Origin of the sequence: Hungatella effluvii (assembly GCF_003201875.1) — a bacterium.
Lineage (GTDB): Bacteria > Bacillota > Clostridia > Lachnospirales > Lachnospiraceae > Hungatella > Hungatella effluvii.
The window spans coordinates 153,432-178,472 of sequence record NZ_QJKD01000014.1; the positions used below are offsets into that span (position 1 = coordinate 153,432).

General features: G+C 50.5%; 22 protein-coding genes, 1 riboswitch and 1 other annotated feature. Of the genes, 8 read left to right on the plus strand and 14 right to left on the minus strand.

Annotation, left to right across the window (positions count from 1 at the left end):
- From DFR60_RS22980 to DFR60_RS22990, 3 genes are read right to left on the minus strand one after another with little or no spacing between them, the layout of a single operon-like run.
- Positions 1–1,353: a HAMP domain-containing sensor histidine kinase gene (locus DFR60_RS22980; RefSeq protein ID WP_110324979.1), complete on the minus strand. Its 1,353-nt coding sequence runs from the start codon at positions 1,351–1,353 to the stop codon at positions 1–3.
- Positions 1,346–2,038 (minus strand): response regulator transcription factor, encoded by a 693-nt coding sequence (locus tag DFR60_RS22985; RefSeq protein ID WP_110324980.1) that lies wholly within the window; start codon positions 2,036–2,038, stop codon positions 1,346–1,348. The genes DFR60_RS22980 and DFR60_RS22985 overlap by 8 nt, the downstream gene beginning before the upstream one ends.
- A gap of 29 nt (positions 2,039–2,067) precedes the next feature.
- Positions 2,068–2,577: a cysteine hydrolase family protein gene (locus DFR60_RS22990; protein ID WP_110324981.1), complete on the minus strand. Its 510-nt coding sequence runs from the start codon at positions 2,575–2,577 to the stop codon at positions 2,068–2,070.
- Between the two features lie 153 nt (positions 2,578–2,730).
- Between DFR60_RS22990 and DFR60_RS22995 the strand changes: the two genes are divergently transcribed.
- The 4 genes from DFR60_RS22995 to DFR60_RS23010 all read left to right on the plus strand — a co-directional run bounded on the left by DFR60_RS22995 (position 2,731) and on the right by DFR60_RS23010 (position 6,336).
- Positions 2,731–3,168: a hypothetical protein gene (locus DFR60_RS22995; protein WP_110324982.1), complete on the plus strand. Its 438-nt coding sequence runs from the start codon at positions 2,731–2,733 to the stop codon at positions 3,166–3,168.
- A 71-nt stretch (positions 3,169–3,239) separates the two neighbouring features.
- Positions 3,240–3,483, plus strand: a binding site (T-box leader).
- Between the two features lie 72 nt (positions 3,484–3,555).
- Positions 3,556–4,656 (plus strand): ABC transporter substrate-binding protein, encoded by a 1,101-nt coding sequence (locus tag DFR60_RS23000; protein WP_110324983.1) that lies wholly within the window; start codon positions 3,556–3,558, stop codon positions 4,654–4,656.
- A gap of 29 nt (positions 4,657–4,685) precedes the next feature.
- Entirely contained in the window at positions 4,686–5,570 is an 885-nt protein-coding gene (locus tag DFR60_RS23005) for an ABC transporter permease (RefSeq protein ID WP_110324984.1), read from the plus strand.
- Positions 5,563–6,336: an ABC transporter ATP-binding protein gene (locus DFR60_RS23010; RefSeq protein ID WP_110324985.1), complete on the plus strand. Its 774-nt coding sequence runs from the start codon at positions 5,563–5,565 to the stop codon at positions 6,334–6,336. Before DFR60_RS23005 ends, DFR60_RS23010 begins: the two co-directional genes overlap by 8 nt.
- 121 nt (positions 6,337–6,457) lie before the next feature.
- On the opposite strand, the gene DFR60_RS23015 is transcribed toward DFR60_RS23010, so the two are convergent.
- The 8 genes from DFR60_RS23015 to DFR60_RS23050 form a co-directional block, all read right to left on the minus strand.
- A complete protein-coding gene (locus tag DFR60_RS23015) occupies positions 6,458–8,767 on the minus strand; it encodes a diguanylate cyclase domain-containing protein (protein WP_110324986.1) in 2,310 nt (769 codons plus the stop codon).
- Positions 8,768–8,949: 182 nt separating this feature from the next.
- A riboswitch (cyclic di-GMP riboswitch) is annotated at positions 8,950–9,022 on the minus strand.
- Positions 9,023–9,066: 44 nt separating this feature from the next.
- On the minus strand, positions 9,067–10,092 hold the full coding sequence (locus DFR60_RS23020) for a sugar kinase (RefSeq protein ID WP_055655752.1): 1,026 nt from the start codon (positions 10,090–10,092) through the stop codon (positions 9,067–9,069).
- Positions 10,093–10,188: 96 nt separating this feature from the next.
- Positions 10,189–11,220 (minus strand): sugar kinase, encoded by a 1,032-nt coding sequence (locus DFR60_RS23025; RefSeq protein WP_002600109.1) that lies wholly within the window; start codon positions 11,218–11,220, stop codon positions 10,189–10,191.
- 50 nt (positions 11,221–11,270) lie between these two features.
- Complete coding sequence (locus DFR60_RS23030; protein WP_002600110.1) at positions 11,271–11,921, minus strand: bifunctional 2-keto-4-hydroxyglutarate aldolase/2-keto-3-deoxy-6-phosphogluconate aldolase; 651 nt, start codon at positions 11,919–11,921, stop codon at positions 11,271–11,273.
- Positions 11,922–12,024: 103 nt separating this feature from the next.
- Positions 12,025–12,786 (minus strand): IclR family transcriptional regulator, encoded by a 762-nt coding sequence (locus DFR60_RS23035; RefSeq protein ID WP_002600111.1) that lies wholly within the window; start codon positions 12,784–12,786, stop codon positions 12,025–12,027.
- Positions 12,787–13,105: 319 nt separating this feature from the next.
- The gene (locus tag DFR60_RS23040) at positions 13,106–13,300 is read right to left on the minus strand and encodes a hypothetical protein (RefSeq protein WP_110324987.1); all 195 of its coding nucleotides are present in this window, start codon (positions 13,298–13,300) and stop codon (positions 13,106–13,108) included.
- A gap of 441 nt (positions 13,301–13,741) precedes the next feature.
- Positions 13,742–14,542 carry a carbohydrate ABC transporter permease gene (locus DFR60_RS23045; RefSeq protein WP_002600112.1) on the minus strand — a complete coding sequence of 267 codons (801 nt, stop codon included), beginning with the start codon at positions 14,540–14,542 and terminating at the stop codon, positions 13,742–13,744.
- The gene (locus DFR60_RS23050) at positions 14,535–15,416 is read right to left on the minus strand and encodes a carbohydrate ABC transporter permease (RefSeq protein ID WP_110325002.1); all 882 of its coding nucleotides are present in this window, start codon (positions 15,414–15,416) and stop codon (positions 14,535–14,537) included. The genes DFR60_RS23045 and DFR60_RS23050 overlap by 8 nt, the downstream gene beginning before the upstream one ends.
- A 173-nt stretch (positions 15,417–15,589) precedes the next feature.
- Here DFR60_RS23050 and DFR60_RS31015 point away from each other — a divergent pair, with 173 nt between their 5' ends.
- Both DFR60_RS31015 and DFR60_RS31020 read left to right on the plus strand, forming a co-directional pair.
- Positions 15,590–16,000 carry a helix-turn-helix domain-containing protein gene (locus tag DFR60_RS31015; RefSeq protein ID WP_243005158.1) on the plus strand — a complete coding sequence of 137 codons (411 nt, stop codon included), beginning with the start codon at positions 15,590–15,592 and terminating at the stop codon, positions 15,998–16,000.
- A gap of 36 nt (positions 16,001–16,036) precedes the next feature.
- Positions 16,037–16,699, plus strand: coding sequence for a transposase (locus tag DFR60_RS31020; RefSeq protein ID WP_278321396.1), 663 nt, complete (start codon positions 16,037–16,039; stop codon positions 16,697–16,699).
- Between the two features lie 175 nt (positions 16,700–16,874).
- On the opposite strand, the gene DFR60_RS23060 is transcribed toward DFR60_RS31020, so the two are convergent.
- From DFR60_RS23060 to DFR60_RS23070, 3 genes are all read right to left on the minus strand, one after another.
- Positions 16,875–18,215 carry an ABC transporter substrate-binding protein gene (locus DFR60_RS23060; RefSeq protein WP_110324988.1) on the minus strand — a complete coding sequence of 447 codons (1,341 nt, stop codon included), beginning with the start codon at positions 18,213–18,215 and terminating at the stop codon, positions 16,875–16,877.
- A 132-nt stretch (positions 18,216–18,347) separates the two neighbouring features.
- Positions 18,348–20,117 (minus strand): cache domain-containing sensor histidine kinase, encoded by a 1,770-nt coding sequence (locus DFR60_RS23065; protein ID WP_110324989.1) that lies wholly within the window; start codon positions 20,115–20,117, stop codon positions 18,348–18,350.
- The gene (locus DFR60_RS23070; RefSeq protein ID WP_110324990.1) at positions 20,114–21,616 is read right to left on the minus strand and encodes a response regulator transcription factor; all 1,503 of its coding nucleotides are present in this window, start codon (positions 21,614–21,616) and stop codon (positions 20,114–20,116) included. The genes DFR60_RS23065 and DFR60_RS23070 overlap by 4 nt, the downstream gene beginning before the upstream one ends.
- A 409-nt stretch (positions 21,617–22,025) precedes the next feature.
- Here DFR60_RS23070 and DFR60_RS23075 point away from each other — a divergent pair, with 409 nt between their 5' ends.
- Both DFR60_RS23075 and uxaC read left to right on the plus strand, forming a co-directional pair.
- Entirely contained in the window at positions 22,026–23,027 is a 1,002-nt protein-coding gene (locus tag DFR60_RS23075; protein WP_110324991.1) for a LacI family DNA-binding transcriptional regulator, read from the plus strand.
- A gap of 94 nt (positions 23,028–23,121) precedes the next feature.
- Entirely contained in the window at positions 23,122–24,525 is a 1,404-nt protein-coding gene (gene uxaC, locus DFR60_RS23080) for a glucuronate isomerase (RefSeq protein WP_110324992.1), read from the plus strand.
- Positions 24,526–25,041 lie beyond the last annotated feature (516 nt).

Genomic DNA, 25,041 nt, shown 5'->3' on the forward strand with positions numbered 1-25,041 from the left:
CTAATCTTTTTTCGGAACCTTCATAAACGTGTAATAATGATAGTCGTGGCTTTCGTAAGTAAAGCTTCCTCCCATCTTTTCAATCATCCGTTCCGACGCCTTGACGCCAATCCCGTAGCTTTCCACCTCGATCTCCTCGTCCCGTATGGGATTCTCGATGTTCAGGCATACGAAGCCGTCTGAAAGCCTGACCTCCATGGACACGATGCCGTCTCTGCGCGCGTACTTTTCGATATTCGTTCCAATATTATTCAGGACGCGCTTTAACTGGACCACATCGGTCTCCACCGCAAACGGCGTCTCAATCTCGTAGCACACCTCCGTCCGAAAGCCGTGTTCCTCCAGGGATTCCGTCAGATCACCGATCAGCTGCCCGAACAGTTCATTTCCGTCGTACTCCTCATTTTTCAGGGAAAAACGGTCTCCTGTGGCATAGGAATAGCTGAATAAATCGTCCATCAGGTTCTTCATATGGTATGCCTGGCGCTTCGCCTTCTCCATATAGAGGACGGACTCATCCGCCGTGCATTTGCCGGCCGTAATCAAATCCAGGTAGAACAGAACCGAGGTGAGCGGTGTCCTGATATCGTGGGACAGGGCTGTCACGATCTCGCTCCGCTCCTTTTCAATCCGGTCCTTTTCCTCAATCTCCTTGTGCAGGCTTTCACTCATCTGGTTGATGCTGTCTGCCAGGGAATAGAGTTCATCCCGGCCTTTTAAGGGAATTTCGTACCCTCTGGAGCCGGTCTCCAGGATGTGGATCCCCTTCTCGATCTGACGGATGTACGCCAGCTTTTTCTGAAGCAGCACGAGGAATACCACGACGAAGCAGACCGCGCTCAGGCCCGCTCCCAGGACGAGAATCAGTGTCCGAAATCTGGCCTCAAAGTAAGCCCGGATCAGGATCTCCCCGTCCCCGTCGGCAAACTTCACCGGATAGGTAACTGCTGTCCCGTGGCGGTATAAATACCCATACTGAAACCCCGGATGCTCATCCTTAAGCTCGGTCTTCAGCTTCTCATTATCCCGGTCCATGGTATTATAGTAGATGCGGTCCCGCTGATATACCGTCAGGAACACATACCAGTTCTCGGAATTCCAGTCGCCGATGGTCTCCCCGTCTCCGATTTCCACATGATTTTCCGTGACGAAATCCTGAAATTCCTCTGCCAGAAGCTTCGTATGCCGCTCATAATAGTTCTTCTGGTCCGTCATCATGCCGGCCAGAAGTCCCATGGCGTTTGTCACCGCCACATAGCAGAGAAAGGCGGCCGCCGCAGCGATCACCACATCATACAGCGTGGCAAGGCTTAAACGCGTGGGATTCGCCATTTTCTTAAGGAAATTAATCAATATAATACCCCCGCCCCCACATGGTCTTTATGTATTCCGGATTCTGCGGGTCCTTCTCGATTTTTCTCCGCAGATTCCTGATGTGGACCATCACATTGTTGTTGGCGGAATAAAAATACGGCTCATTCCAGACACTCTCGTAGATATTTTCCGAGGAAAATATCTTTCTCCGGTTCTTTAACAGGAGGACGAGAATGCAGTATTCCCTGGAGGTCAGATTCACATCACGGCCTTCAACGGTCACGGTCCGCGTGTCCTGATCCACGGAAAGGTCCCCCAGCACCAGACGGTTGTCCGGCGAGGCAACGCTCTTTCCCTGGTAGACGAGATACCGCCGCAGGAGCGATTTACACCTGGAAAGAAGCTCCGAATAGGAGAAGGGCTTCGCCAGATAATCGTCTCCTCCCGCCGAGAATCCCATGGATTTATCGGAATCCTGGGTGCGGGCCGTCAAAAACAGGATGGGCGCCATGGACTTTTTCCGGATCTCCGAACAGGCCACGTAGCCGGACTTGACCGGCATCATTACGTCGAGAATAATTAAGTCGATGGTGTCGTCCGCCAGCATGACCGCTTCCTCCCCGTCTCCTGCCGTCACCACCTCGTATCCTTCTCCGGTCAGAAGTATCTGCAGAATCTCGATGATCTCCTCGCTGTCATCCGCAATCAATATTCGCTGTGCCATCGCGCAGACCTCCTTCCCCGATCCGCCGCTTACTGCACAGCAATGTGGCACATCTTCATCGCGTTTAAGGCATTTTCATGGCTCTCCGGCGAGACTCCCGCACAGCACGAGGAATCCACGAGAACCGGCACCTCCGGGATCGCGGCCTTTACCAGCAGCGCGTTGGAGATGACGCAGATATCCGTACAGACTCCGATCAGCATGACTGACTCATACGGCCGTTCCTGAACGTATTCCATGAGGGCGGTGCTTCCAAAGGTATTCTTCTCAAACCGCTTCCCCTGAAATTCCCTTAAGGCGGAATCCAGCTCCCAGCCATCAGTGCCCCTGATACAGTGAAGAACCGGCAGATTCTTTCCTTCCTGGGTCTCCATATAATTTTCATCGTGGGTATCCAGCGTGAAAATCACATCCTCTCCCGCCTCCTGATACTCCTCGATCATCTTTTTTACATTGGGCACAATCGCCTGTGCCTCGGGACTTCCCAGCGCGCCGTCTATAAAGTCCTTCTGCATGTCCACAACAATTAAGAGCTTCATTTGTCAAACCTCCATTTTTACAGATATTTGCTTTAGTTTACCACAATTTGATATCCTTAGGAAGATATTTCCTCGATTTTTCCCGCAGGCCGTAGTATACTGAAACCAGAAACGGCTGCAGTGCCGTAACGAACCAGAAAGAAGGATATAAGTATGGAAGAAAAAAAAAATCCCTTTGCCTCCCTGTCGGACAAAGAAGTGGAGACCATGTTAAAAAGGCTGGAGGACTCCAACGAGCGCCAGGCCTCCTATGCGAAAAAGCAGTACCGGATGTCCCAGATCACCACGTTTTCCAGCATTCTGATCCTTGCCATCGTCATCTATACCTCTGCAACCATCATCCCCCGTGTCAACCGGCTTTTCGACGATGTGGAGACGGTGATGGACAGCGTGAACGTGGTGGCAAAAGAGCTGGAGGAGGCGAATTTGGGCCAGATGGTAACGGATATCGACAACCTGGTAACCTCCAGTGACCAGAGCGTGAAGGAAGCCCTCCAGCAGATTAATTCCGTGGATATCAAGACGCTCAACCAGGCAATTCAGGACTTATCCAACTTAATCAGCCCGCTGGCGCGCTTTTTCGGAAAATAGAGGAAATACGAAGGAATTTAAAAATAGTTGTTGACAAATCCACTTTGACGCATTAATATAATAAGCAATAAAATAAACCGTTGAAAAAGAGGAGTAAGCTATCCCGCAATATTTCAGAGAGTCGCCGCCGGTGTGAGTGCGATATAGAGCAGACAGCTGAATGGACTTTTGAGGGCGGTCCTGAACCATCAGGTAAGTAGGGACCGACGGAGACCACAACCGTTATCTTCGTGGCATATATGTTAGTATATGAAAAGCGGACTTCTATGGAAGTCAATTTGAGTGGCACCGCGGATTTGTTAATTCGTCTCAAGTATGTTTTTAGAACATACTTGGGACTTTTTTACGTTTAAACTAAAATATATGATTCATGAGGAGGAAACAATTATGAAAAAATCAATGAAAGCACTCTTACTCGCAGCAATGACAGTAACCGCACTCGCGGGCTGTTCTTCCAAACCGGCGGATCCGACGACCGCCGCCACCGAGGCTGTAACGACCACTGCCGCCGATTCCGCGGCCGACACCGCTGCTGATACGACAGCCGCAGAAGGCGCCGATGCCGAAGACGGCAAGTCCTACACCATCGGCATCGGCCAGTTCGCGGAGCACGGCTCCCTGGACAACTGCCGCGAAGGCTTCTTACAGGGACTGGCAGACGAGGGAATCATCGAAGGCCAGAACTTAACCATTCTCTATGAAAACGCACAGGCGGACGGCGGAACAGCCAGCCAGATTATCAATAATTTCATCTCCAAAAAGGCCGATTTAATCTGCGCTATTGCGACTCCGATCGCACAGGCTGCCTATGGCGGAGCGAAGAAAGACAACGTTCCTGTCATCTACACGGCTGTAACCGATCCGGTTGCCGCGGCGCTTGCAAACGAAGACGGAACACCTGTCGGCGAAGTAACCGGCACCAGCGACAAGCTTCCGGTAGAGAAGCAGTTAGAGATGATCCGGAAGATTCTTCCGGACGCGAAGAAGATCGGCATTCTCTACAGCACCAGCGAAGTAAACTCCGAAACCGCCATTGCCGAATACAAGGCCGCAGCTCCGGATTACGGATTTGAGATCGTGGAAGGCGCCGTAACCTCCACCGCCGATATCCCGTTAGCTGCCGACAGCATCCTGGAAAAAGTGGACTGCTTAAACAACTTAACCGACAACACCGTCGTAAGCTCTCTCCCGATGATCTTAGACAAAGCCTCCAAGAAAAACATTCCGGTATTCGGAAGCGAGGTAGAGCAGGTCAAGATCGGCTGCCTGGCTTCCATGGGTCTCGATTACGTGGATTTAGGAATTCAGACAGGTAAAATGGCCGCCAAAGTGTTAAAGGGCGAAAAGAAGGCCAGCGAGATGAACTTCGAGGTGATCGAGGAAGCTGCATTCTACGGCAACAGCAAGGTGGCCGACAACCTCGGCATCACACTTCCGCAGGAATTAACGGATTCCGCGGCTGCTGTCTTTGACGAAATTACACAGTAATATACTACTTCTCCTGGAGGAAAGCTATCATGTCAATCATACTTGGCGTTTTTGAAGAAGGCCTGGTCTATGCCATCATGGCACTGGGCGTCTATATCACATATAAGATTCTGGACTTTCCGGACTTATCCGTGGACGGAACATTTCCGCTTGGCGGAGCCGTAACGGTCACACTGATACTGGCCGGGGTTAATCCGGTGCTTACGCTGTTCGCCGCATTTGCGGCCGGCGTCCTGGCCGGATGCGTGACGGGATTCATTCACGTAAAATTAAAGGTTCGGGACCTGCTGTCAGGTATCATTGTCATGACCGCCCTCTACTCCGTCAACTTAAGAGTTGCGGGTAAATCTAACGTACCGATCTTTAACAGCGATTCGATCTTTGAAAATGACTTTGTAAGCCGTATTTTTCCGGCCGGCATCAGCAATTTCACCGTCGTTATCATTCTCGCCGTCATCGTGATCCTGGTAAAGCTCTTGCTGGACCTCTATTTAAAGACACGGTCCGGCTGCCTGCTCCGGGCAGTCGGCGACAACGACACGCTGGTTACCTCTCTTGCCAAAGACAAGGGTATGGTAAAAATCGTGGGGCTGGCGATTGCCAACGGCCTGGCCGCTCTGGCCGGCTCCGTCTACTGCCAGCAGAAGGGCTTTTTTGAGATCAGCATGGGTACCGGCACCATCGTCATCGGTCTGGCAAATGTTATCATCGGAACGAAGCTGTTCAAACGTGTGGGCTTTGTCAAATCCACAACGGCCGTCGTTATCGGCTCCATCATTTACAAGGGCTGCGTCTCTCTAGCTATCTATATGGGCATGGAGGCCTCCGATTTGAAACTGATTACGGCCGCGCTGTTCCTCGTCATACTCGTACTCAGCAACGGCAGGGAAAAGAAGGTGAAGAGTCATGCTTGAATTAAAACAGATCAATAAATACTACAATCAGGGAACCGTCAACGAGATGTGCCTCTTCGAGAACTTCAGCCTGACCATCAAGGACCGCCAGTTCGTCTCCGTGGTCGGAAGCAACGGCTCCGGCAAGACTTCCCTGTTAAATATCATCTGCGGAAGCATTCCGTTGGACAGCGGACGCATCATCATCGGCGGAAAAGACATCACCAGTATGCCGGAATACAAGCGTCAGCGCCGTATCGGCCGCGTATACCAAAATCCGGCCATGGGAACGTGTCCGCACATGACAATCCTGGAGAATATGGCTCTGGCCGACAACAAGGGCAAGCCATTCAATCTTCTTCCCGGTACGAACCGCCAGCGAAATAATTACTATAAGGAACAGCTTCATTCTCTCGGGCTGGGTCTGGAAGATAAGCTGCACGTGAAGGTCGGCGTACTCTCCGGCGGCCAGCGCCAGGCTATGGCGCTCTTAATGTCTACCATGACTCCCATCGAGTTTCTGATTCTCGATGAGCACACGGCCGCGCTGGACCCTAAGACAGCCGAGGTCATCATGGAATTGACGGACCAGATCGTAAGGGAAAAGAACTTAACCACGATCATGGTAACCCACAATCTGCGCTACGCCGTGGAGTACGGCGACCGCCTGATCATGATGCATCAGGGCAGCGCCATCATCGACTCTGCCGATGAAGACAAGGCAGCTCTGAAGGTGGACGATATTCTGGACAGATTCAATGAAATCAGCATCGAATGCGGAAACTGATCTCTATTACAGAAATGGATTTCTTCTTATAAAAGCTTTTCATCACAAAGAAATACCGCTGCCGAAAGACTCTTCTCACTTTGAAGAATTCTTTCGACAGCGGTATTTTCTGTATTTTCCTTTAATCCGGCCTTTCCAGGATCATCATCTCTTCCTCTTCCCCATAGAACGCGATCTGGTTCTTGCCCCGCCCTTTGGCCATATAGAGCGCCTCATCCGCGTGTTTATAGAGTAATTCAAACGTATCCCCATCACGAGGGCCGAAGGCGATTCCAATGCTGATGGACACAATTCGCTCCTCTCCGTTCAGCGTCAGGGCGTATACCTGGCGGCGTACCTCCTCCGCCCGGAAGCTGGCGCACTCACAGTTCGGTATGTGATCCAGGAATACGATAAACTCATCGCCTCCGAACCGGGCAATTAAATCGTTCGACCGGAACGCACCCGAGAGAATCCGCGCCATCTTCTTTAAGACCGCGTCCCCCTCCTGATGGCCGTATTTGTCATTGATCTCCTTGAAGCCGTCTAAATCCAGCATGATGAGACAGGACAGGCTGTCCTCATTTTTCAGAGCCTGCTCCACCTTCTCTTCAATATTCCTTCTGTTGTAGAGACCCGTCAGCGGATCCCGCTCTGAGGAATACATCAGTTCCATCTTCCGCTTCGTCTCCTCATCCACATCCCGCACATAGGCGAACGCAACCGGATTTCCCGAGACCGGCTCCGTCAGCAGGGAAACCGTACACGTCATCCATTTATAGTCCTCCGAGCCCGGATAAGTCGCGCGAAACAGCTCCTTTTGCTCCCGCTCTCCGGTATAATAAGCTGCCAGCATCCGGTTGGCCTGCATCTGCCCGGCGATCCTGTCGTGATCCGCCGGATGGACGTAGCGGCACATCTTCTCGATGAATCTTCCACTGTACAGAAAGCCCTTGCCGCCTTCCAGCCAGTCTTTTCCATGGATGGTGCAGGCCATCACCTGCTGCCTCACAAGGTCCACGGACCACATGGCGACCGCCTCCGAGAGAAGCGCCGCACGGTACTGCTCCTCCTGGGCGAAACGCCTTCGGATCCGCCTTTCCTCCGTGATGTCCTCCAGCGTTCCGATGGCCTTGGCGACCTCGCCTTTACCGCTTCTCACCGGAGTCAGCGACAGCCGGAAATACGTGTCCTCCGAAAAGGAGGTTCCGCCTGCAACTTCCACAGGCCCCGGTTCTTTGCCCTCGGCAATTCTCTTTAAGATCATCTTCCATTTTTCCAGATCCTCTGCCGCCACCAGCCCCAGGGCGGCCCCCTTCGTGGATATCTGGTTTAAAACAGCCGGGAATTCCACCTCCTTCACGACCGGAGGCGAAATAAAGCTAAGGCTGTCGTCCTTCGGCACATACTCAAACGTGGTACCGGTGGAATGAAGAATCGCCAGTTCCAGCTTTTTCTTCTCCAGTTCCAGAGCCTCCTTCGAATCCAGGATGATATTTCTCGTCTTTCTGAACCAGAGAATAATGACCGCCAGCTGTGCCAGGAAAAGTACAAGCATCTTCATCGTAAGGTATAAGGCTGTCTTTCCGATGTGCTCGCGGTACCAGTTGGAAACCGTATAGGGAACCACGGTGAGCACAAACCAGTCGTTGATCTCGGCCGGCGCATAGTATACGATCCGTTTCTCATTCCCGGCTGTAAACAGGAATACGCCCTTCTCCTTTCGCTCCATCTTCTTCTGCAATTCGCTGACGGCTTCCACCCCCATATCCGTATCGCTGCGCAGAAAGCTGAAATATTCCCGACCATTGTACAGACTGTCCGCATGGCTGGTCTGCATGATCACCGTTCCGTCTGACTTTAACACGTAGCTGTAGCTTCCGGAATTAAAGCCGTTGGTGGTTACCATGTCCACCATCTGATCCACGATCATGATTCCGGCGATTCCGCCTTCTACACTCTTCCCCCGTGTCACGGGTGCGTAAAAGGCAAAGACCTCCTGTCCTGTCACGCTGGAGAGAAAGACATCCGTCATCCCGCTTTCCCCTCTGCAGATTCCCTCCACGTAACCTCCTACCGACTGGGGAAGAGCCTCGTGTCCAACGGTGTAAAGGCCTCCATCGGCCGAAACCAGCCTGATATTGGCGAATCCGCACTTCTCCTTCAGCTGCTCATAGACTCTCTGGCAGGCTTCCTCCGTCAATTCCGGCGTCTCCGCCAGGAAATCCGCCGTATAACACACTTCCTCAAACACTCTGGTCAGTTCCGTCTTTACTGCAGTCTGGGACTGGTCATTGACATCCGCAAGGTGCTCTGTCGTCATGTTGGTCATCAGATGATCGACACGCTTCGAAAAATCATACAGAAACAGATAAATAAATGCCAGAACGAGTATGACAAGCAGGATTACTGTTCTCAAATGATTCCGGCTGAAGCTGTTTTCCTTTTTCATATTTTTCCTCCTTGTTTCCTACAGGTCGCCATTTACGAATCAAGCAGCAGAAATATGTCAGGGATGGCCCCTTAAAAAACAATCTGTGAGAGAACTCATTAGATGCCGGCAGCATTTCTTTTATAAACGAAAAAAGGCTCCAGCCAGATTAATCTGGCTGAAGCCCCAACATATCGTAAGGTTTTAGCAGCTGGCTGCCCATACGGCCCTTTAGCTTTGCGTCACTGCCTTTCGACAGTTTTGCCATTACTAATATAATAGATTCAGAACCCTGTCTTGTCAACCATATTTTTCCAGTTCTACCGGCTCATTTCGCTCTGCGGCCCTTTCTGGTTGTGCTCACGGATAATCATGTTCATTTCCTCCAAATCCGAGGTCGGCAAGTCGCCGGGTATGGTATTTTTCAGGGCGCTGGCCGCGTTGCCGTAACGCACCGCCTTCATACAGTCTCCGCCGCTGCTTAGCAGCCCGTATAAGGCGCCTGCGATATAGGCGTCCCCGCTTCCGATCCGGTCCACCACGTCGATGTTGCGATAGGGTTCTTCCTCATAATACTCATCTCTGGCAGCATCATAAATCACGGAGCCGAAGGTATGGCTCTTCGGGCTGTGCACTACTCTCTGAGTGGATGCCACGATGGAGATCGGGTACTCCTCCGTAAAGCTCTTCATCATCTCCCTGGCCGTTCCCGTCTTCTGAAAGGTCAGCCGGGCAGTGTCCTCCGAGCAGAAGAAAATATCCACATAGGGAAGAATCTGCTCGATGCACTCTCTCGCTTCCTCCCCCGTCCATAGATTCCCCCGGAAATTCACATCGAAGGAAATGATGGTGCCGGTGGATTTGAACCTGCGGATCATGTCAATGGCGGTCTTTCTCGTATTTTCACACAGAGCCAGGGTGATTCCCGTCGTGTGGAAACAGGTCGCCGCACGGTACATGTCCTCCGGGAACGAGTCCACGCTGATGCTGTAGAAGGAACTGTTCTTTCTGTCGTAAATAACCTTCGGTTTTCTGGGATGGGCTCCGTATTCATAGTAATAGAGTCCCAGTCTCGCATCGGAGCTGTGGTCATAGACAAAGAAATCATCGCTGATTCCGTAGGAACGCACTTTATTTTTTACAAAATTGCCCATGTCATGGGATGGAAGCTGGGTCACCACGCCGGTGTGAAGTCCTAAAAGGGCCGCGCCGACTGCGACGTTTAACTCTGCTCCGCCCACCTGCTTCTGAAATGAATCACCGCGCACCAGGCGCTCCACTCCGGCCGGAGATAAACGCAGAAGCAGTTCGCCTAAACTTAACAAATCAAATGGTCTGTCACTCATGATCGATCTTCCTCACTTCCAGATTGTTTTGACCTATAAAAAGGGCCATTCTGCAAAAGCTTATAAAAGCTGATTAGAATGACCCCGCTGTCTTAATTATCTCTGTACACGTCCTGAACCGTCTCCGCCTGCAAGGCTTTCAACGTCTTCTCTTGTAACCAGGTTGAAGTCGCCAGGGATGGTGTGCTTTAATGCAGAAGCAGCTACCGCATACTCCAGTGCACTCTTATAGTCCTTGCCGTCAACCATGCCGCAGATCACACCGGCTGCAAAGGAGTCGCCGCCGCCTACACGGTCTACGATTGGTGTGATGTGGTACTTTCTGGAGTGATAGAACTCACGTGTCGCGCCGTCCATGATGCAGGCTGACCAGCCGTTATCGGAAGCGGAATGGCTCTCACGTAAGGAGCTGATGACATACTTGAAGCCGAACTTGTCGATCATCTGATTGAAGATGTCAACATAGCCCTGTAACTCCAGCTCGCCGGAGGTTACGTCGGTGTTGCCCGGCTTGAAGCCGAGAACCTTTTCTGCATCCTCTTCGTTGCCGATGCATACGTCAACGTACTGCATTAAATTTGTCATGACCTTCTGAGCCTTCTCGGAAGACCATAATTTCTTACGGAAGTTAAGGTCTACGGAAACAGTCACTCCGTGAGCCTTGGCAGCCTTGCAGGCCGCTTCTGTCAGTTCAGCCGCAGAATCGCTGACTGCCGGTGTAATTCCTGTGAAATGGAACCAGTCAGCACCTTCGAAGATCTCATCAAAATTGAAATCAGCCTCAGTTGCTGTGGAAATAGAAGAATGAGCTCTGTCATAAACAACCGTAGACGCTCTCATGGCGGAACCGGTCTCTAAGAAGTAGATTCCCAGTCTCTCGCCGCATCTTGCGATGTGCTTTGTACATACGTTGTACTTTCTCAGTGCCGCTACTGCGCATTCACCGATCGGGTTCTTCGGAACTGCTGTCACAAACTCTGCGTCATGGCCGTAATTAGCCAGGGAAACTGCTACGTTTGCCTCACCGCCGCCGTAATTTACGTCAAATTCATCTGCCTGGATAAACTTCTCATTGTTCGGGGTAGATAATCTTAACATGATTTCGCCCATTGTTACTACTTTTGCCATTATTTAATCTCCTTTTTCAATCTATATTCGTACCAGTGCCGGGTATTGTCTTAAGCGCGTGCTGCCGCAACTGCCTTTACAAATTCCTGAGCCTTTGCTGTAACTGCCGCGAAATCGCCTGTCTTGGCGCCCTTTGTTAAGCTGCTGCCGGTTCCTACTGCGTAAGCGCCTGCCTTGATCCACTTGTCCACGTTGTCCACGTCAACACCGCCGGACGGCATGAACTCGCCCTGAGGAAGCGGGCCCTTAAAGGAACTGATGGCTGCCGGTCCCATGATGTTGCCCGGGAATATCTTGATAACGTCACAGCCGCACTCTAATGCGGTGATCGCCTCGGTTGGCGTCATAACGCCTGGAAGCATCGGGACTCTGTAGCGGTTGCACATTCTAATGGTATCTGCGTTTAAGCCAGGGCTTACAACGTAGTTGGCGCCTGCCAGAATAACGGCTCTTGCTGTCTCCGGATCGAGTACAGTACCTGCGCCGATAACAACGTCTTTGTTATCTCTATATTTTTCAGCCATCTTCGCGATGAACTCAACCGGGTTGCCTTCATCCATGGTCATGGTAATCTCAATAAAATTAATGCCGCCTGCGATGATGGCGTCAACCACTTTCTCGCCCTGCTCCAGATCCTTTGCACGAACAACGGCTACCAGGCAGTCTTCTTTCATCTTTGCTAAAACCTGTTCTTTTTTCATGATTGCTCTCTCCTTCTTATTCGCATATACGAATGTCTTTCATAATTGCGATTCTTATACTTGAATATTAATCGTTTCTCTTCATTTTGTCAACAGGTAATCTTTATATTTTTCCAAGAAACCCTAACAGTCTTGAAACCTCCTGTCCTTTTGCTGCGACAAGAGCTCCCAGCGCCTCGTAATCCTCGGTCGGCTTGTACAGACTGGACACGCTGATCGCGCCCAGACAGGAACCATCCCGGTCGAACACGGGGGCACCCACACACTGCATGTGCTCTTCCATCTCCCGTGCATCGAACGCGTACCCGCGCTCCCGGACCTTCTCCAGCTCCTTTAAAAGCGATTCTCTTCCCAGTATCGTCCGATCCGTATGCCTGACAAATTTAATCCTGTTTATCACCTGCTCTCTCGTCTCCTCGTCACTGTATGCAAGAATGACCTTTCCCAGCGAGGTACAGTACATGGGATTCTTCGAGCCGACCGTCGCCGTGGTAATGATTGGGTTTTCCGGCTCAAACTTGCATATGTAGACAACGTGGTGGTCGGAAGGGATTCCGAAAAACACGGTCTTGCCCACTTCCTTTGAAAATGCCTTGAGCACCGGTTCAATTGTGCTGATAAAATCCAGATTATTCGTATAGTTAATTCCAATGCGGTAGGCCATCAGCCCGATGGTATAGCTCTGCTTCTGCCCCCTGGCCACATTGACCATCCCCATCTCGGCCAGCGTCGTCACAATATCGTAGGCGCTCGTCTTCGGGAGCTTCAGCTTCTCGCAGAGATCATCGAGCGTCGCTCCCTCCGGTGTTCTGGAAATCATCTTTAAAATTTCCACGGTTCTCTGTGTCGTTCTGTTCAGTTTCATGTTATGCCTCCGTTCTTACTCCTTTAGTATACCTCCCCGTGCCTTTAAAAGGCAATATGAAATGCTCTCCTACGAAGTATTTGTAAGTATTTACAAAAATATAACACGTTTCTATGCAAAATGTCAAAATGATTGTGCTACGCCCAAATTCTCGTAGGAGGGAGAGGGGGAGGCGGGGAAGAGGGCAGACTTCTTGTTTCCTCGGCGGCAGGAACTTAAGCCGGAAGACAGGAAAAAAGGGCGGATCGCGCAAATTACGGAGAACTCCTGAAGGACTTCTCCTCCATGTACACTTGAAATCTGGCTTGGAGGCCAGATTTCACCACCCTTTTTTCCTGCCTTCCGGCTTAAGTTCCTGCGAGCCTCGGAAAAGGAAGCCTGCCCTCTTCCCCGCCTCCCCCTCTCCCTCCCACAAGAATTTGGGCTGTGTACTGGCTGCTCCGGAAAAAAGCAAAAACAATACTATTTCATAAATATAAAACACTAAAACCTCCAACACCAGCGGGTCTGCCATCCTGGCTCCCGAGGTACACAGCCCCGCGCCATTGCGTCAGGCCCAGGCTGCGGGCGGATTGGGGTGGGAGCGTTAGTGCCTCCCGGTGTAAATACACCACTCTATAGTGCCTGATATCCGCGTCAGGTGTGCGTCTGCAAAGCAACTGCGTAGTGGGCGCTACGAATAGCTTTGCAGGCGTGCACCTGACGTGGAGAGCGGGTGCTATATAGCGGCGTATTTACACCGGGCGGCACTAGGTTATTCCAGTGTGCCGGCATCTGGATACGAATCATAAGAAAGTCCGAGCCTGGCGAACGCGCCCGTATTTGGCGTGTACGCCAGGTTCGGACTTTCTTATGGTGAGTAGGAAGCAAGACGGACACGGAATAACCATAGCGCTCCCGCCCCGATCCGCCCGCAGCCTGGGCCTGACGCAATGGTGCGGGGCGTTACCATTCATCACTTAACGGAGCCCAGCATTCCTTCTACGAAGCTTTTCTGCATGATGAAGAAAATCGCTGCAGTCGGGAAGGTCGCCGTTACGATGGCTACCATGATCATTCCGAAGTCCGGTGTATAAGCGGAGTTCATGGCGGATATGATCAGGGGCAGCGTCATCTTGTCATCGGTCTGAAGGGCAACCAGCGGCCATAAGTAGCTGTTCCAGATGTTCATAAAGGTGATAATGGTGGCCGCCGCGAAGGTCGAACGCATGACCGGGCAGTAAATGAGGAAAAAGGACTTCATTTCTCCCAGTCCGTCTACCCTGGCAGCCTGAAGGATTTCCTTCGAGAAGGACTTCGTGTTCTGACGGAAGAAAAAGATCAGGAACGCGGTCGCCATGGACGGCAGAATAACAGATAAAAATGTGTTAAGCAGTCCCCATTTTGCAAACATGCGGTAGCGGGGTATGAGGAGCGTTGCCATGGGTACCATCATGGACATCAGAAGGAGCGCCATGACCTTATCCTTGATCCGGCTCTTATAAATCTCAAATCCATATCCGGCCATGGCGGCTACCAGGACTGTTAGAACCGTGGCGATTACCGTAATGATCATGGAATTCTTGATGCCCGTCACAATATTCGTCGTGGTAAACAGCGTGTGAATGTTTGTAAACAACTGGTTCCCCAGCATCATCCTGCCGCTTGTGATATCGACGGAGGCATTGGTCGCACTGATGATCATCCACAGGAACGGGAAGATGGACAGAAAAGACGCAATGCATAAGAATACGTATTTTGCTGTTTTTTTAATCATTTTTCTTCCCTCCCGTCACTTTAAACTGGATTGCTGTGAGAACGACAATCATCAGGAGAATCGCATAGGAAACCGCGGATGCGTATCCGAAGTCGGGCGTGTATTTAAAGCAGAGATTGTAGATGTACTGTGACATCGTAATCGTCGCATTGCCCGGTCCTCCCTGGGTTAAGTTTACTACCTCGTCAAACAGCTGGAGTGTTCCGCTGATCGACGTGATGCTGGTAAACAGAATAATCGGCTTTAACAGCGGCGCCGTAATGGAAAAGAACTTCTGGACCACATTGGCTCCGTCGATCTCCGCAGCCTCGTAAATCTCGGGATCGATATTCTGAAGCGCGGATAAAAAGAAGATCATGTTGTATCCGGTCCAGCGCCAGGTGATTGCGATAATGATCGTAATCTTCCCCCAGAAGGCGTCCGTCAGCCAGTGGATCGGCGACTGGATCACATGAAGTGTCATCAGTATCTGATTGATAAAACCGCTGTCGGAGAAAAGGCTCTTAAAGAGGACCGCATAGGCTACCAGAGAGGTAACGCACGGAAGAAAGATCGCAATGCGGAAGAAGCTGCGGCATTTCAGTTTCTTATCGTTTAAGAGCACTGCGTACAGCATAGCCAGAAAAAGCATGACCGGCACCTGGACAATCAGGTAGAGAAATGTATTTTTTACTGAGGACAGAAATATGGGATCGACCAGAAGCCGTTTATAGTTAGCCAGCCCACAGAAATGGAGATTCATCCCCATTCCTGTCTGAAATGAATTGGCTAACGCTCCTATCATGGGATAAAAGCAGAATATCACTATAATCAGCGTGCCGAAACCAATGAATAACCATCCCTTTATAACGCTGGATATTTTCTTACTATTCATGAACTGCACATGGAGACTCGTGCCTTTAGACATGAGAGGAATTGTTCCCCTCCTGACTCTTTCGCAAGCTCCTTCTCCTTTTTGTTTTTAGTTTTTCAAACATTTGTTTGCTTTTTACTTCTAATTGTGGTAAAATGTACTTAGTCCATAATCTATTATGAGGTATAAAATCTATGAAATCTATTACCATTACTGCTAAAGTCAAACTATACCCTACATCAGAACAGATGATTATTTTGAATAAAACCCTATCCGTTATCCGGGATGTGCTGAACTTTGTCTCCGCCTTCGTTTTTGGACAGGAAGGCATCCGCTATCTCGAATTAGAGCATGCCTTATACTACCCGGTCAGGCAGCAGTTTGGGCTCCGCTCTCAGATGACACAGAGTGTATTTAAGACCGTCCTTGCAAAATATAAATCCATGAAAAGCAATGGCCACCCCTTTTCGAAAGCATCTTTTCAAACCTTCGAGTATGATCTGGTCTGGAACCGGGATTACTCCATCTCGGATCAGTCTGTCAGCTTAAATACCCTTTCCGGCAGGTTACATATCCCCTTTGAACCGAAAGGAATGGAACACTGACTGCGTGCCGGCGGACGCTTTGGCACTGCCAGGCTGATTCGGAAAAACAGAAAATATTATCTGCATATTCCGGTCACTCTGAAAGTAGAGAACAGGAATATCTTAAACCATATCGTTGGAATTGATCTGGGTGTGAACCATTTGGCAGTTTCCTTTGATGATGAAGGGAACACCAGGTTCTTTTCCGGTCGCGCAGTCAAGGAAAAGCGTGCGAAAGCCCTTGCCCTACGGAAGCGCCTGCAGGCATGTGGAACAAAATCAGCAAAGCGGAAGCTTAAAAAGCTCCGCGAGAAAGAAAACCGTTACGTAACCGCGGTAAATCACGCGGTTACGAAGGCACTTATCTCACAGTATGGAGCAGGTACACTTTTTATTATAGAGGATTTAACCGGAATACGCACTGCCACAGAACGCGTCCGTTTAAAATCCCGGTATGTAATGGTCTCCTGGGCATTCTATCAATTCCGTGAGATGCTGGAATACAAAGCTGCGCTGTCGCAGTCAGAAGTCCTTGCGGCAGACCCGAAGTACACCAGCCAGAGCTGTCCGGTCTGCGGTAATACGACAAAGGCTAACCGTAACAGAAAGAAGCATGAATTTTGCTGTACGGTATGCGGTTACCGAAGTAATGACGACCGTACTGGAGCCATAAACATCTACCGTAAAGGATGGAATACTCTGTTCGCAGAGGCCTGTTAGGCAGAACCGAAGCAGGCGGGCTGCCGTCAATCAGCCTATTGTAGCCAATGTTTGAGGTAGGAGACATGAATCACATGTCGTACTACGTGTAGTTGAGTTACAAGTCCGTGTCTGGGGCTGCCCCGCTTCATCGGGCATTAAACATGGATAATTGACTGTTTTCCTCCCAAAGGTCTTACCGGGCCTGCGCTTCCGCCTGTACCTGCATGCTCTTCATGGCGTCGTCGATGTCCTCGCCCTGCAGGATTTTCTGGATTTCCGCCATCACGATATCCTGGAACGCATAGGTATAGGTACCATAGTTTACATTCGGAATTTCTTTTGTAATGGAGGCAATCTCCTGGTAAATCTTCTGGTTGCCGAAGAACGGAATTTCTTTATTATAAACATCGCTCTCCTGAGATGGTAAATACGTTCCTACGATTCCCTTCTCATCCAGCAGGCGGTTGTAAAGCTCTTTGTTCTCGCCGAAGGTAGTTTTTAAGAAGTCGAGGGCAATATCGGAATTTTCAACGCCGTTTAAGATGTACCAGCTGCCGCCTCCTAAGTTGGATGCGTTGGTCGCATTCGGTGTGCTGTCCAGCCTCGGGATCTTCGCAACTCTCCATAAGCCGTCCTGGCCTTCTCCTTTCATAATAGAAGGAGTAAACCAGCAGCCCTTCAGCTGAAATGCCACTTCGCCTTTGTTCACGCCTTCCAGAAGGCCCGCCCAGCCGCTGTACGTTCTGACCAGATCGTCATCGGTTATGGTCTTGATGATTTGCAGGCATTCCTTAAGCGCGGCGTTGTTCTCCATGTCTGGAGTCGTTCCGTCCTCTTTCGTGAACCAGGTGCCGGCCGACTGCATGGTCAGCTTCATTAACTCGATGTCGCTCGGGTCCATGGAGATCATCTTCTTCCCCGTGGCCTCTTTGATCTTTTTACCCATCTCGATAAACTTGGACCAGGTTAAATCCTGCATGTCTTCCTCGGTATATCCCGCCTGCTCGATCATGTCCTTGCGGTAATAAAGGACGGCGGCCCCGTTATCCCACGGAATGCCGTAGGATTTTCCCTCCAGCGTCATCGGTCCCTTTTTATATGCGGCAAAATTGTCGTAGTTAATCTCGGAGGTCAGATCCATAAACGCTCCCGGATAAGATTTTAAGAATGACTGAATCCGGTAATCCTCGATGGGAACCGCGTTCGGAAGACCCTTTAAGGAGCCTGATCCCAGGCCGGTGTTCAGCTTCTGTACCACATCATTCTGGCCAACCTCCACGATGTTGATCTCCACATCCGGATGGTCCGTCTCGTAGATTTCCTTCGCCATCTCCAGCGCGGCAATATTGAATTCTTTATCCCATGCCCAGAAGGTCACCGTCTTTTTGTCCCCCGAGGAGGTGCCGACAGCTTCCTGTTTCGTCGTCCCCTCCCCGGTCTGCGTTCCGGCATTGTCAACCGGCGCCTTGCTCCCACAAGCAGTCAGGCTGGCGGCCAGCGCTACTGCTGCCGCAAACAAATACATTTTTTTCATCTCTGTCTTCTCCTTTTCTCTATGATGCCTTTATTTTATCGTTATAACTCACAAAAATATCGTATTTTATTTGGAATAACACAGCATCATGTGATTAAATCCATGCGAAGGCAAAAGAAAAAAAGTACTTTTTTATAATTTTGGTATTTTTTTCAGGTGATAGGGCAGTCTCAGGCTGACCGAAGTGCCGGTTCCGATCACACTGTGGATGGTCACGCCATACTCCTCCCCGTAGATCAGGCGAAGCCGTTCATGGACATTGGGAATGCCGATTCCGGTCAGATGGCGTCTCCTGTCGCTGTTCAGCAGGTCAGCCGTCTCCTCCTGTGACATGCCGTCTCCCTCGTCAATAATTTCACAGATCAGGTCATCCCTCTGCTTCTTTGCAAAGATCCGTATCTTCCCCTCCTTCTTATTCTGGAACGCATGGAAAAAGGCGTTCTCGATAAATGGCTGCAGAATCAGCTTGGGCACCATACATTCCATGCCCTCCTCTGCCAGGAAATACTCCACCTCGATGCTGTCGCCGTACCGCACCTGGTTGATAAACACATACTGCCGGACCAGATCGATCTCCTCCCGAAGCGTTATCTCCTCCTCCATATTTCCGATCGTCTTCTTTAAAATGGCAATCAGCGCATTGATGGTATCCGATACCTTCTCCGTATTGTTCTCCCAGGTGAGATACTTGATAGAGGCCAGCGTATTATACATAAAATGCGGGTTGATCTGCATCTGCAGCGCCTCAATCTCCAGACGCCTCCCCCGCTCCTGCTCCTCCATCAGCTGTTTGACGTAGCTGTCAATCTCATCCACCATCCGGTTGTAGACATCCGCCATCTGCCTCACCTCCGAGTTGCCTTTCACAGGGCTCACCTTTTCGAATCTGCGGTTTTTAAACGTTTCCAGCTGCTGGATGAAGAAATTAAGGGGCGATACAATGCGGCGCATGATGAGGAATACCACGGCGATGGCCGTCCCTGTAATCAGAAAGCTGGTCACAAGGATGTTGCGGCGGACTCCCGCGTAGGATTTTAAGAGGGCGGCTTCCTCCACCGTGTTGACCATGTACATATCCAGCTCCGGTATGTAACCCGATATCACAATCTCCGGTTTATGGTTCTCCTTTACGGTCCGGTATGTGTCTCCGTTCTCCCTCATCGAACGGACCAGCGAGAGCAGCTTCGTTTCTTCGCTTCCCAGACTGTCTTTTTCATTGCCTGACACAATCTGGCCGTCGGAAGACAGGATTACCATGCGGCTGCCCTCCGGAACGGCCTCGCTGAACATCTGATAGAACTCCTCCTCGGGAATTGTAATGTAGGCCATGGCAAAGCTTTCGCTGGAGGACGGAAGAAACAGGCGCCGCGCTGCTATCACGCATTTCCTGTCTTTAAAATCATCGGTAATGCCATGGTCCTGATACGTATACTGGAGCCGTCTGCTGGTCTCGCTGATTTTCAGGGAACAGGGCATGTTCTCTATCTCTTCCACCGGAACCGAGATCCTCTCCCCTGTGAAGGAAAACGCGCTGCCCTGATTGCTGACCGCGACCAGGTTCTGAGCCGTGCCGGAAGGCACGGAATCGTGGTAGACCTTCAGGATGTCGTACGTCTTAATAAATTTCTCCGTGCCGCAGGCGTCGGCGGCGAGAAAGTAATTCTTCAAGGCCGGTTTCGTCTCCAGGAGCCTTAAGAGCATTAAATAGGAGTTGTTGTTTTCTTCCACCTTTTTCTTGATGTTGTCCATCAGCTTGGCATTTAAAAAGGTGGACGACTGGATGAAGAGATTCTTCGTGATCCAGTCCGAACTGGCGATGGTACAGAAATTAGTCAGGACAATGCTGCTCACCACTACCAGGGAAAGCTTGAAAAAGGTACCCCACCGAATCTGACTCTTCATAGTTTTTCCCCCTGTCGCCTCGCCCGGTTCCGATATGTATGCGGAGAGTAGCCGGTCTGCTTCTTAAAGACCTTTCCAAAATAGCTCTGGTCCGTATATCCGATCTCCTGTGCAATCTCCGACAGGGAAAGTTCTGAGGCGGCAAGCAGTTCTTTCGCCTTTTCCACCCGGACCGAGTTTAAGAATTCATTGATTCCCTGCCCCATGTGAGAGGAAAAGTACGAGGAGAGATACGAATAATTCATGTTAAAATCCGCAGCCAGAGTCTTCAGCGTCACCGGTTCGCTGTAATGCCGGTACAGATACTCCGTGATCCTCAAATAAAGGCCGCTCCCCCTTGCCTCCTCCGTAATCTGCCCGATCTCCTGATAGATAGCTGCAATGGCCCCGATGAGCCCTTCCAGGCTGTCGGTGGTGCCGATGGCCGTCAGGAAGGACAGCTTGCGCTCCTCCAGCTGAGGCGGGCAGAATTCATTTTCATTCAGTTCAAAAATCGTGTTATAGAGCGTACTCTCCATCAGCTTCTTCACGGCCATCTCGCTGACAGCCATGCCCCGCAGAGAGCTTAGGTACTCCACCAGCACGGCTCCCGCGGTTCCCGCCTTCTGCTGGCGTACCAGATCGCACACGGTCTTCTGGTCCAGGGCCGGAAGCTGCAAAATCCCGGTCTCCCTCAGATCGAGATAGTCTTTCCGACTGTCAAAAAACCGGTAGGAGAACAGCTCCGAGAGCTTCTGTGCCTCCGCCTCCAGCGAGACGCCCTTTTCATAGGGCGGGCTGATAATCATCTCGATGTTGCGCAGATAGGCGGTACCCTGCCCGGTCATCGTGCGCAGCTTCCCGTCAAACATTTCCGGGTAAAAGCAGCCGATCGTGTAGACGTACACCTGGCTTTTTTTCAGTATAAAGCTGTCAAGATAGAACCGCCCGAACGCTTCCTTTATCATCTCCTCCATGTGGCCGATGGTAAGCTCCTGCTTGTTGGTCGCCCCCTGGAGGATCTTCCCTGGCTGTATGGCGATCAGATAATAGGTGGAGCAGGCGTCCCCCTGCTCCGGACACGCTTCCTCTCCGCCGCTGCCCCCGTGATCCTTGGCATGGATGACCCCCTTCTTTCTGCCTAAGAGGCGGAGCGCCCTAAGCAGATAGTCGGATTCCAGCTCCGGTTTCAGGATGTAATCAAACACACCGTATTTAAATGCACTTTTGACGTATTCAAAATCCTGGTATCCGCTCAGAATGATCGTGGACACCTCCGGATACTTTAGATTTACGGCGCGCAAAAGCTCCAGACCATTCATCCGAGGCATCATGATGTCGCAGATCATCATGTGGGGCAGACTCTGTTCCAGAAACTCCAGCGCCTCCTCCCCGTTCGTCACTTCCCCGATGATCTCAAATTCATCGCTCTCCTGTTCTATGATGTAGCGCAGCGCCTTTCTGACCAGCAGCTCGTCCTCCACGATCAGAATTTTACATTTAACAGTCTCGTATCCCATTTCCCGTATTCCTCCCTGTACTTTTTCGAGAGTGCTCTTCCCATAATGATCACCCGCACGTACTGCGCATGGGTCACCGTGATATTCAAACACCCGCTTTTTGCGGAAATATCCCTGCTTTCTAGTATAACTCCTGTAAGTATTTACAAACAACCACGGTTCCCGGTAACAGTTCAGACGGCTCATCTTCCTGACCAAAAAATCCGGTCAGGAAGCATCGGATATTCGTCCGATGTGAAAATTGGCGCATAAAGCCGCTTACAAGCAGGCTTGACGCCGCTTCCTGCGCCAATTTTCCCGCCGTCTGAACTGTTATTTAAAATTATATTCTGGGGATTGTAATATTTATCAGATGATTGTATAATAAAAGTAATATGTAAATACTTACATTTTCCAAGGAGGTGATGTTTTGAATATCTATGATGTTTCAGAACGGGCTAACGTTTCCATAGCTACCGTTTCCCGTGTCATCAATGGAAATCCCAATGTCAGTGAGAAGACGCGGAACCGGGTTCTGGCAGTGATGGAGGAACTTGGCTACACGCCCAATGTCTTTGCCAGAAGCTTAGGGCTTAACACCATGCGCACCATCGGCATCATGTGTGCGGATTCCTCCGATCCCTGGCTGGCCGGCGCCATCTACTATCTGGAGCAGGAGCTGCGCCGCAACGGTTATGATTCTCTCCTCTGCTGCAGCGGCTACTTGCCGGAGACGAAAAAGAAGTATTTGGAGCTGCTGCTCTCCAAGCGGGTGGATGCCGTCATTCTGGCCGGTTCCCACTACGTGGAGGCCAGGCAGAAGGATAATGCCTATCTCATAGAGGCCTCAAAGGAGCTTCCCATCATGCTGGTCAACGGCTGTCTCGACGGCAAACAGATCTACAGCACGGTATGCGACGACCGGACCGCGGTCTATGAATCGGTCACCAGGCTGATCCAGTCCGGCCGTACTTCCGTCCTCTATCTGTATGCAGGCAGTTCCTACAGCAATCTGCAGAAGCTGGCAGGCTATCACGCTGCCTGCGCGGCAGCCGGTTTGAATATCCGCGACGATCTGGTACGCATCTGTCCCAAGGATTTAGACGGCACGGAAGAACTCCTGTGCTCTCTCGCCTCCGCCGGTTTGAAATTCGACGCGGTCTTCGCCGCCGAGGATGTCATGGCAGTGGGCGCTGTCAAATATGCAAATAAGACCGGAATCAAAATTCCGGAAGAAATGAATATTATCGGGTATAATAACTCTATTCTGTCCCGCTGCACCGATCCGGAGCTGACGACCGTCGACAACAAGGTGGAATCGCTCTGCACCACCACGGTCACAACGCTGATGAAGGTCCTGGGCGGCGGAAACGTTCCGGTGAAAACCACCATCTCGGCAGAGCTGATCAAACGGGGTACTACTGATTTTTGAGGTACTATTGATTTTTAATGAATGCAACAAGATTTCCCCGCCTTTGCAGGTGATGGGATTCATTGTATAAAGAAGCAAAAAGGAGGATTTTATCATGAAACAGTTTATGGACAAAGAATTTTTACTGTCTACGGATGCGGCCAGGGACCTCTTCCACAACTATGCAGAAAAAATGCCTGTCGTGGATTACCACTGCCACATCAATCCGCAGGAAATTTACGAAGACCGTAAGTTTGACAACATCACTCAGGTATGGCTGGGAGGTGACCATTATAAGTGGCGTCAGATGCGTTCTAACGGCGTAGAAGAACAATACATCACCGGAGATGCTAAAGACCGTGAGAAATTCCAGAAATGGGCGGAGACCCTGCCAAAGCTGATCGGCAACCCGCTGTACCACTGGAGCCATCTGGAGCTTCAGAGATATTTCGGCTATACGGGATATTTAAACGGCAACACCGCAGAGGAAGTGTGGAACTTATGCAATGAAAAGCTCAGCCAGGATTCCATGAGCGTCCGCAATCTGATCCGTCAGTCCAACGTGACCCTGATCTGTACCACCGATGATCCGGCCGATACGCTGGAGTGGCATCAGAAGCTGGCCGCGGATGATTCCTTTGAAGTGAAAGTCCTTCCGGCCTGGAGACCGGACAAGGCCATGAACATTGAGAAAGTGGATTTTGCTGCTTACATGGCGAAGCTCTCAAAGGCCGCAGGCATCGAAATCACCGATTTTGCCTCCTTAAAGCTGGCGCTTAAGAACCGTATGGAATTCTTCGCCTCCAGAGGATGCAGCGTATCCGACCACGCGCTGGAATATGTGATGTACGTTCCGGCCGACCCGGTTGAGCTGGATACCATTTTCGCAAAGGGACTGGCCGGCGGACCGGTTACCCGCGAGGATGAATTAAAGTACAAGACCGCATTCATGCTCTTCGTGGCAAAAGAATACAACCGCATGGGCTGGGTCATGCAGCTTCACTATGGCTGCAAGCGCGACAACAACGCGATGATGTATGCAAACCTCGGACCGGACACCGGCTTCGACTGCATCAACAACTACGCTCCATCCGCTCAGATGGCCGATTTCTTAAACGCGCTCAGTGCAACAGACGAGATCCCGAAGACGATCATCTACTCCTTAAACCCGAATGACAACGCCTCCATTGGCACCATCATCGGCTGCTTCCAGAGCCAGTTCCCGGGCAAGATCCAGCAGGGTTCCGCCTGGTGGTTCAACGACCACAAGACAGGCATGACCGAGCAGATGATATCTTTAGCAAACTTAGGCTGCCTCGGCAACTTCATCGGCATGCTGACAGACTCCAGAAGCTTCTTATCCTACACGAGACATGAGTATTTCAGAAGAATTCTCTGTGAACTTGTGGGCGGCTGGGTAGAAAACGGAGAGTATCCGGATGATCAGAAGGCTTTGAAGGAGATTATCGAAGGAATTTCCTATAATAATACGGTGAAGTATTTCGGATTTGATTTATAAATTCAGAACCAGGAGCTTAGAGCATGTTTGAAAAAGGAAGCTTACGCGCTGGCAGACAGTGTCTGCGGTACGTAAGCTTCCTTTTTATGTTTTACGTTTTATGTATGGATTCATTACGAAATTGCCTGAAGTTTTCCACTGTGTTCAGTAACAACCAGTTTTAGCAGATCAATGTCAGCCTGCATTGCCTCTATTTTATCACTTGCATCTTCATACCGTTTTGAAGCAGGGACGTAATTTTCCAAAATCAAGTTGATTTTTGGATTTAAATCGTTTTCGATATCCAGATTAATATCCAGGATATCCCCTCTTTCCTGACATACTTACATTTCAATTGTGGTATAGAAATTTTATCACAAATTCAGGAGGAACACAATATTTTTTATCCCTGAAGCTCCCTCACATGACTCATCTGGTTACTGTTCAGAGGTATCATAAATCAGTATCGGCAAAGTGACGAAATTTAAAATTTAAGAAATAGCGTATTTTGTGGCTGTGTCTAGAAACCCGGCAGAA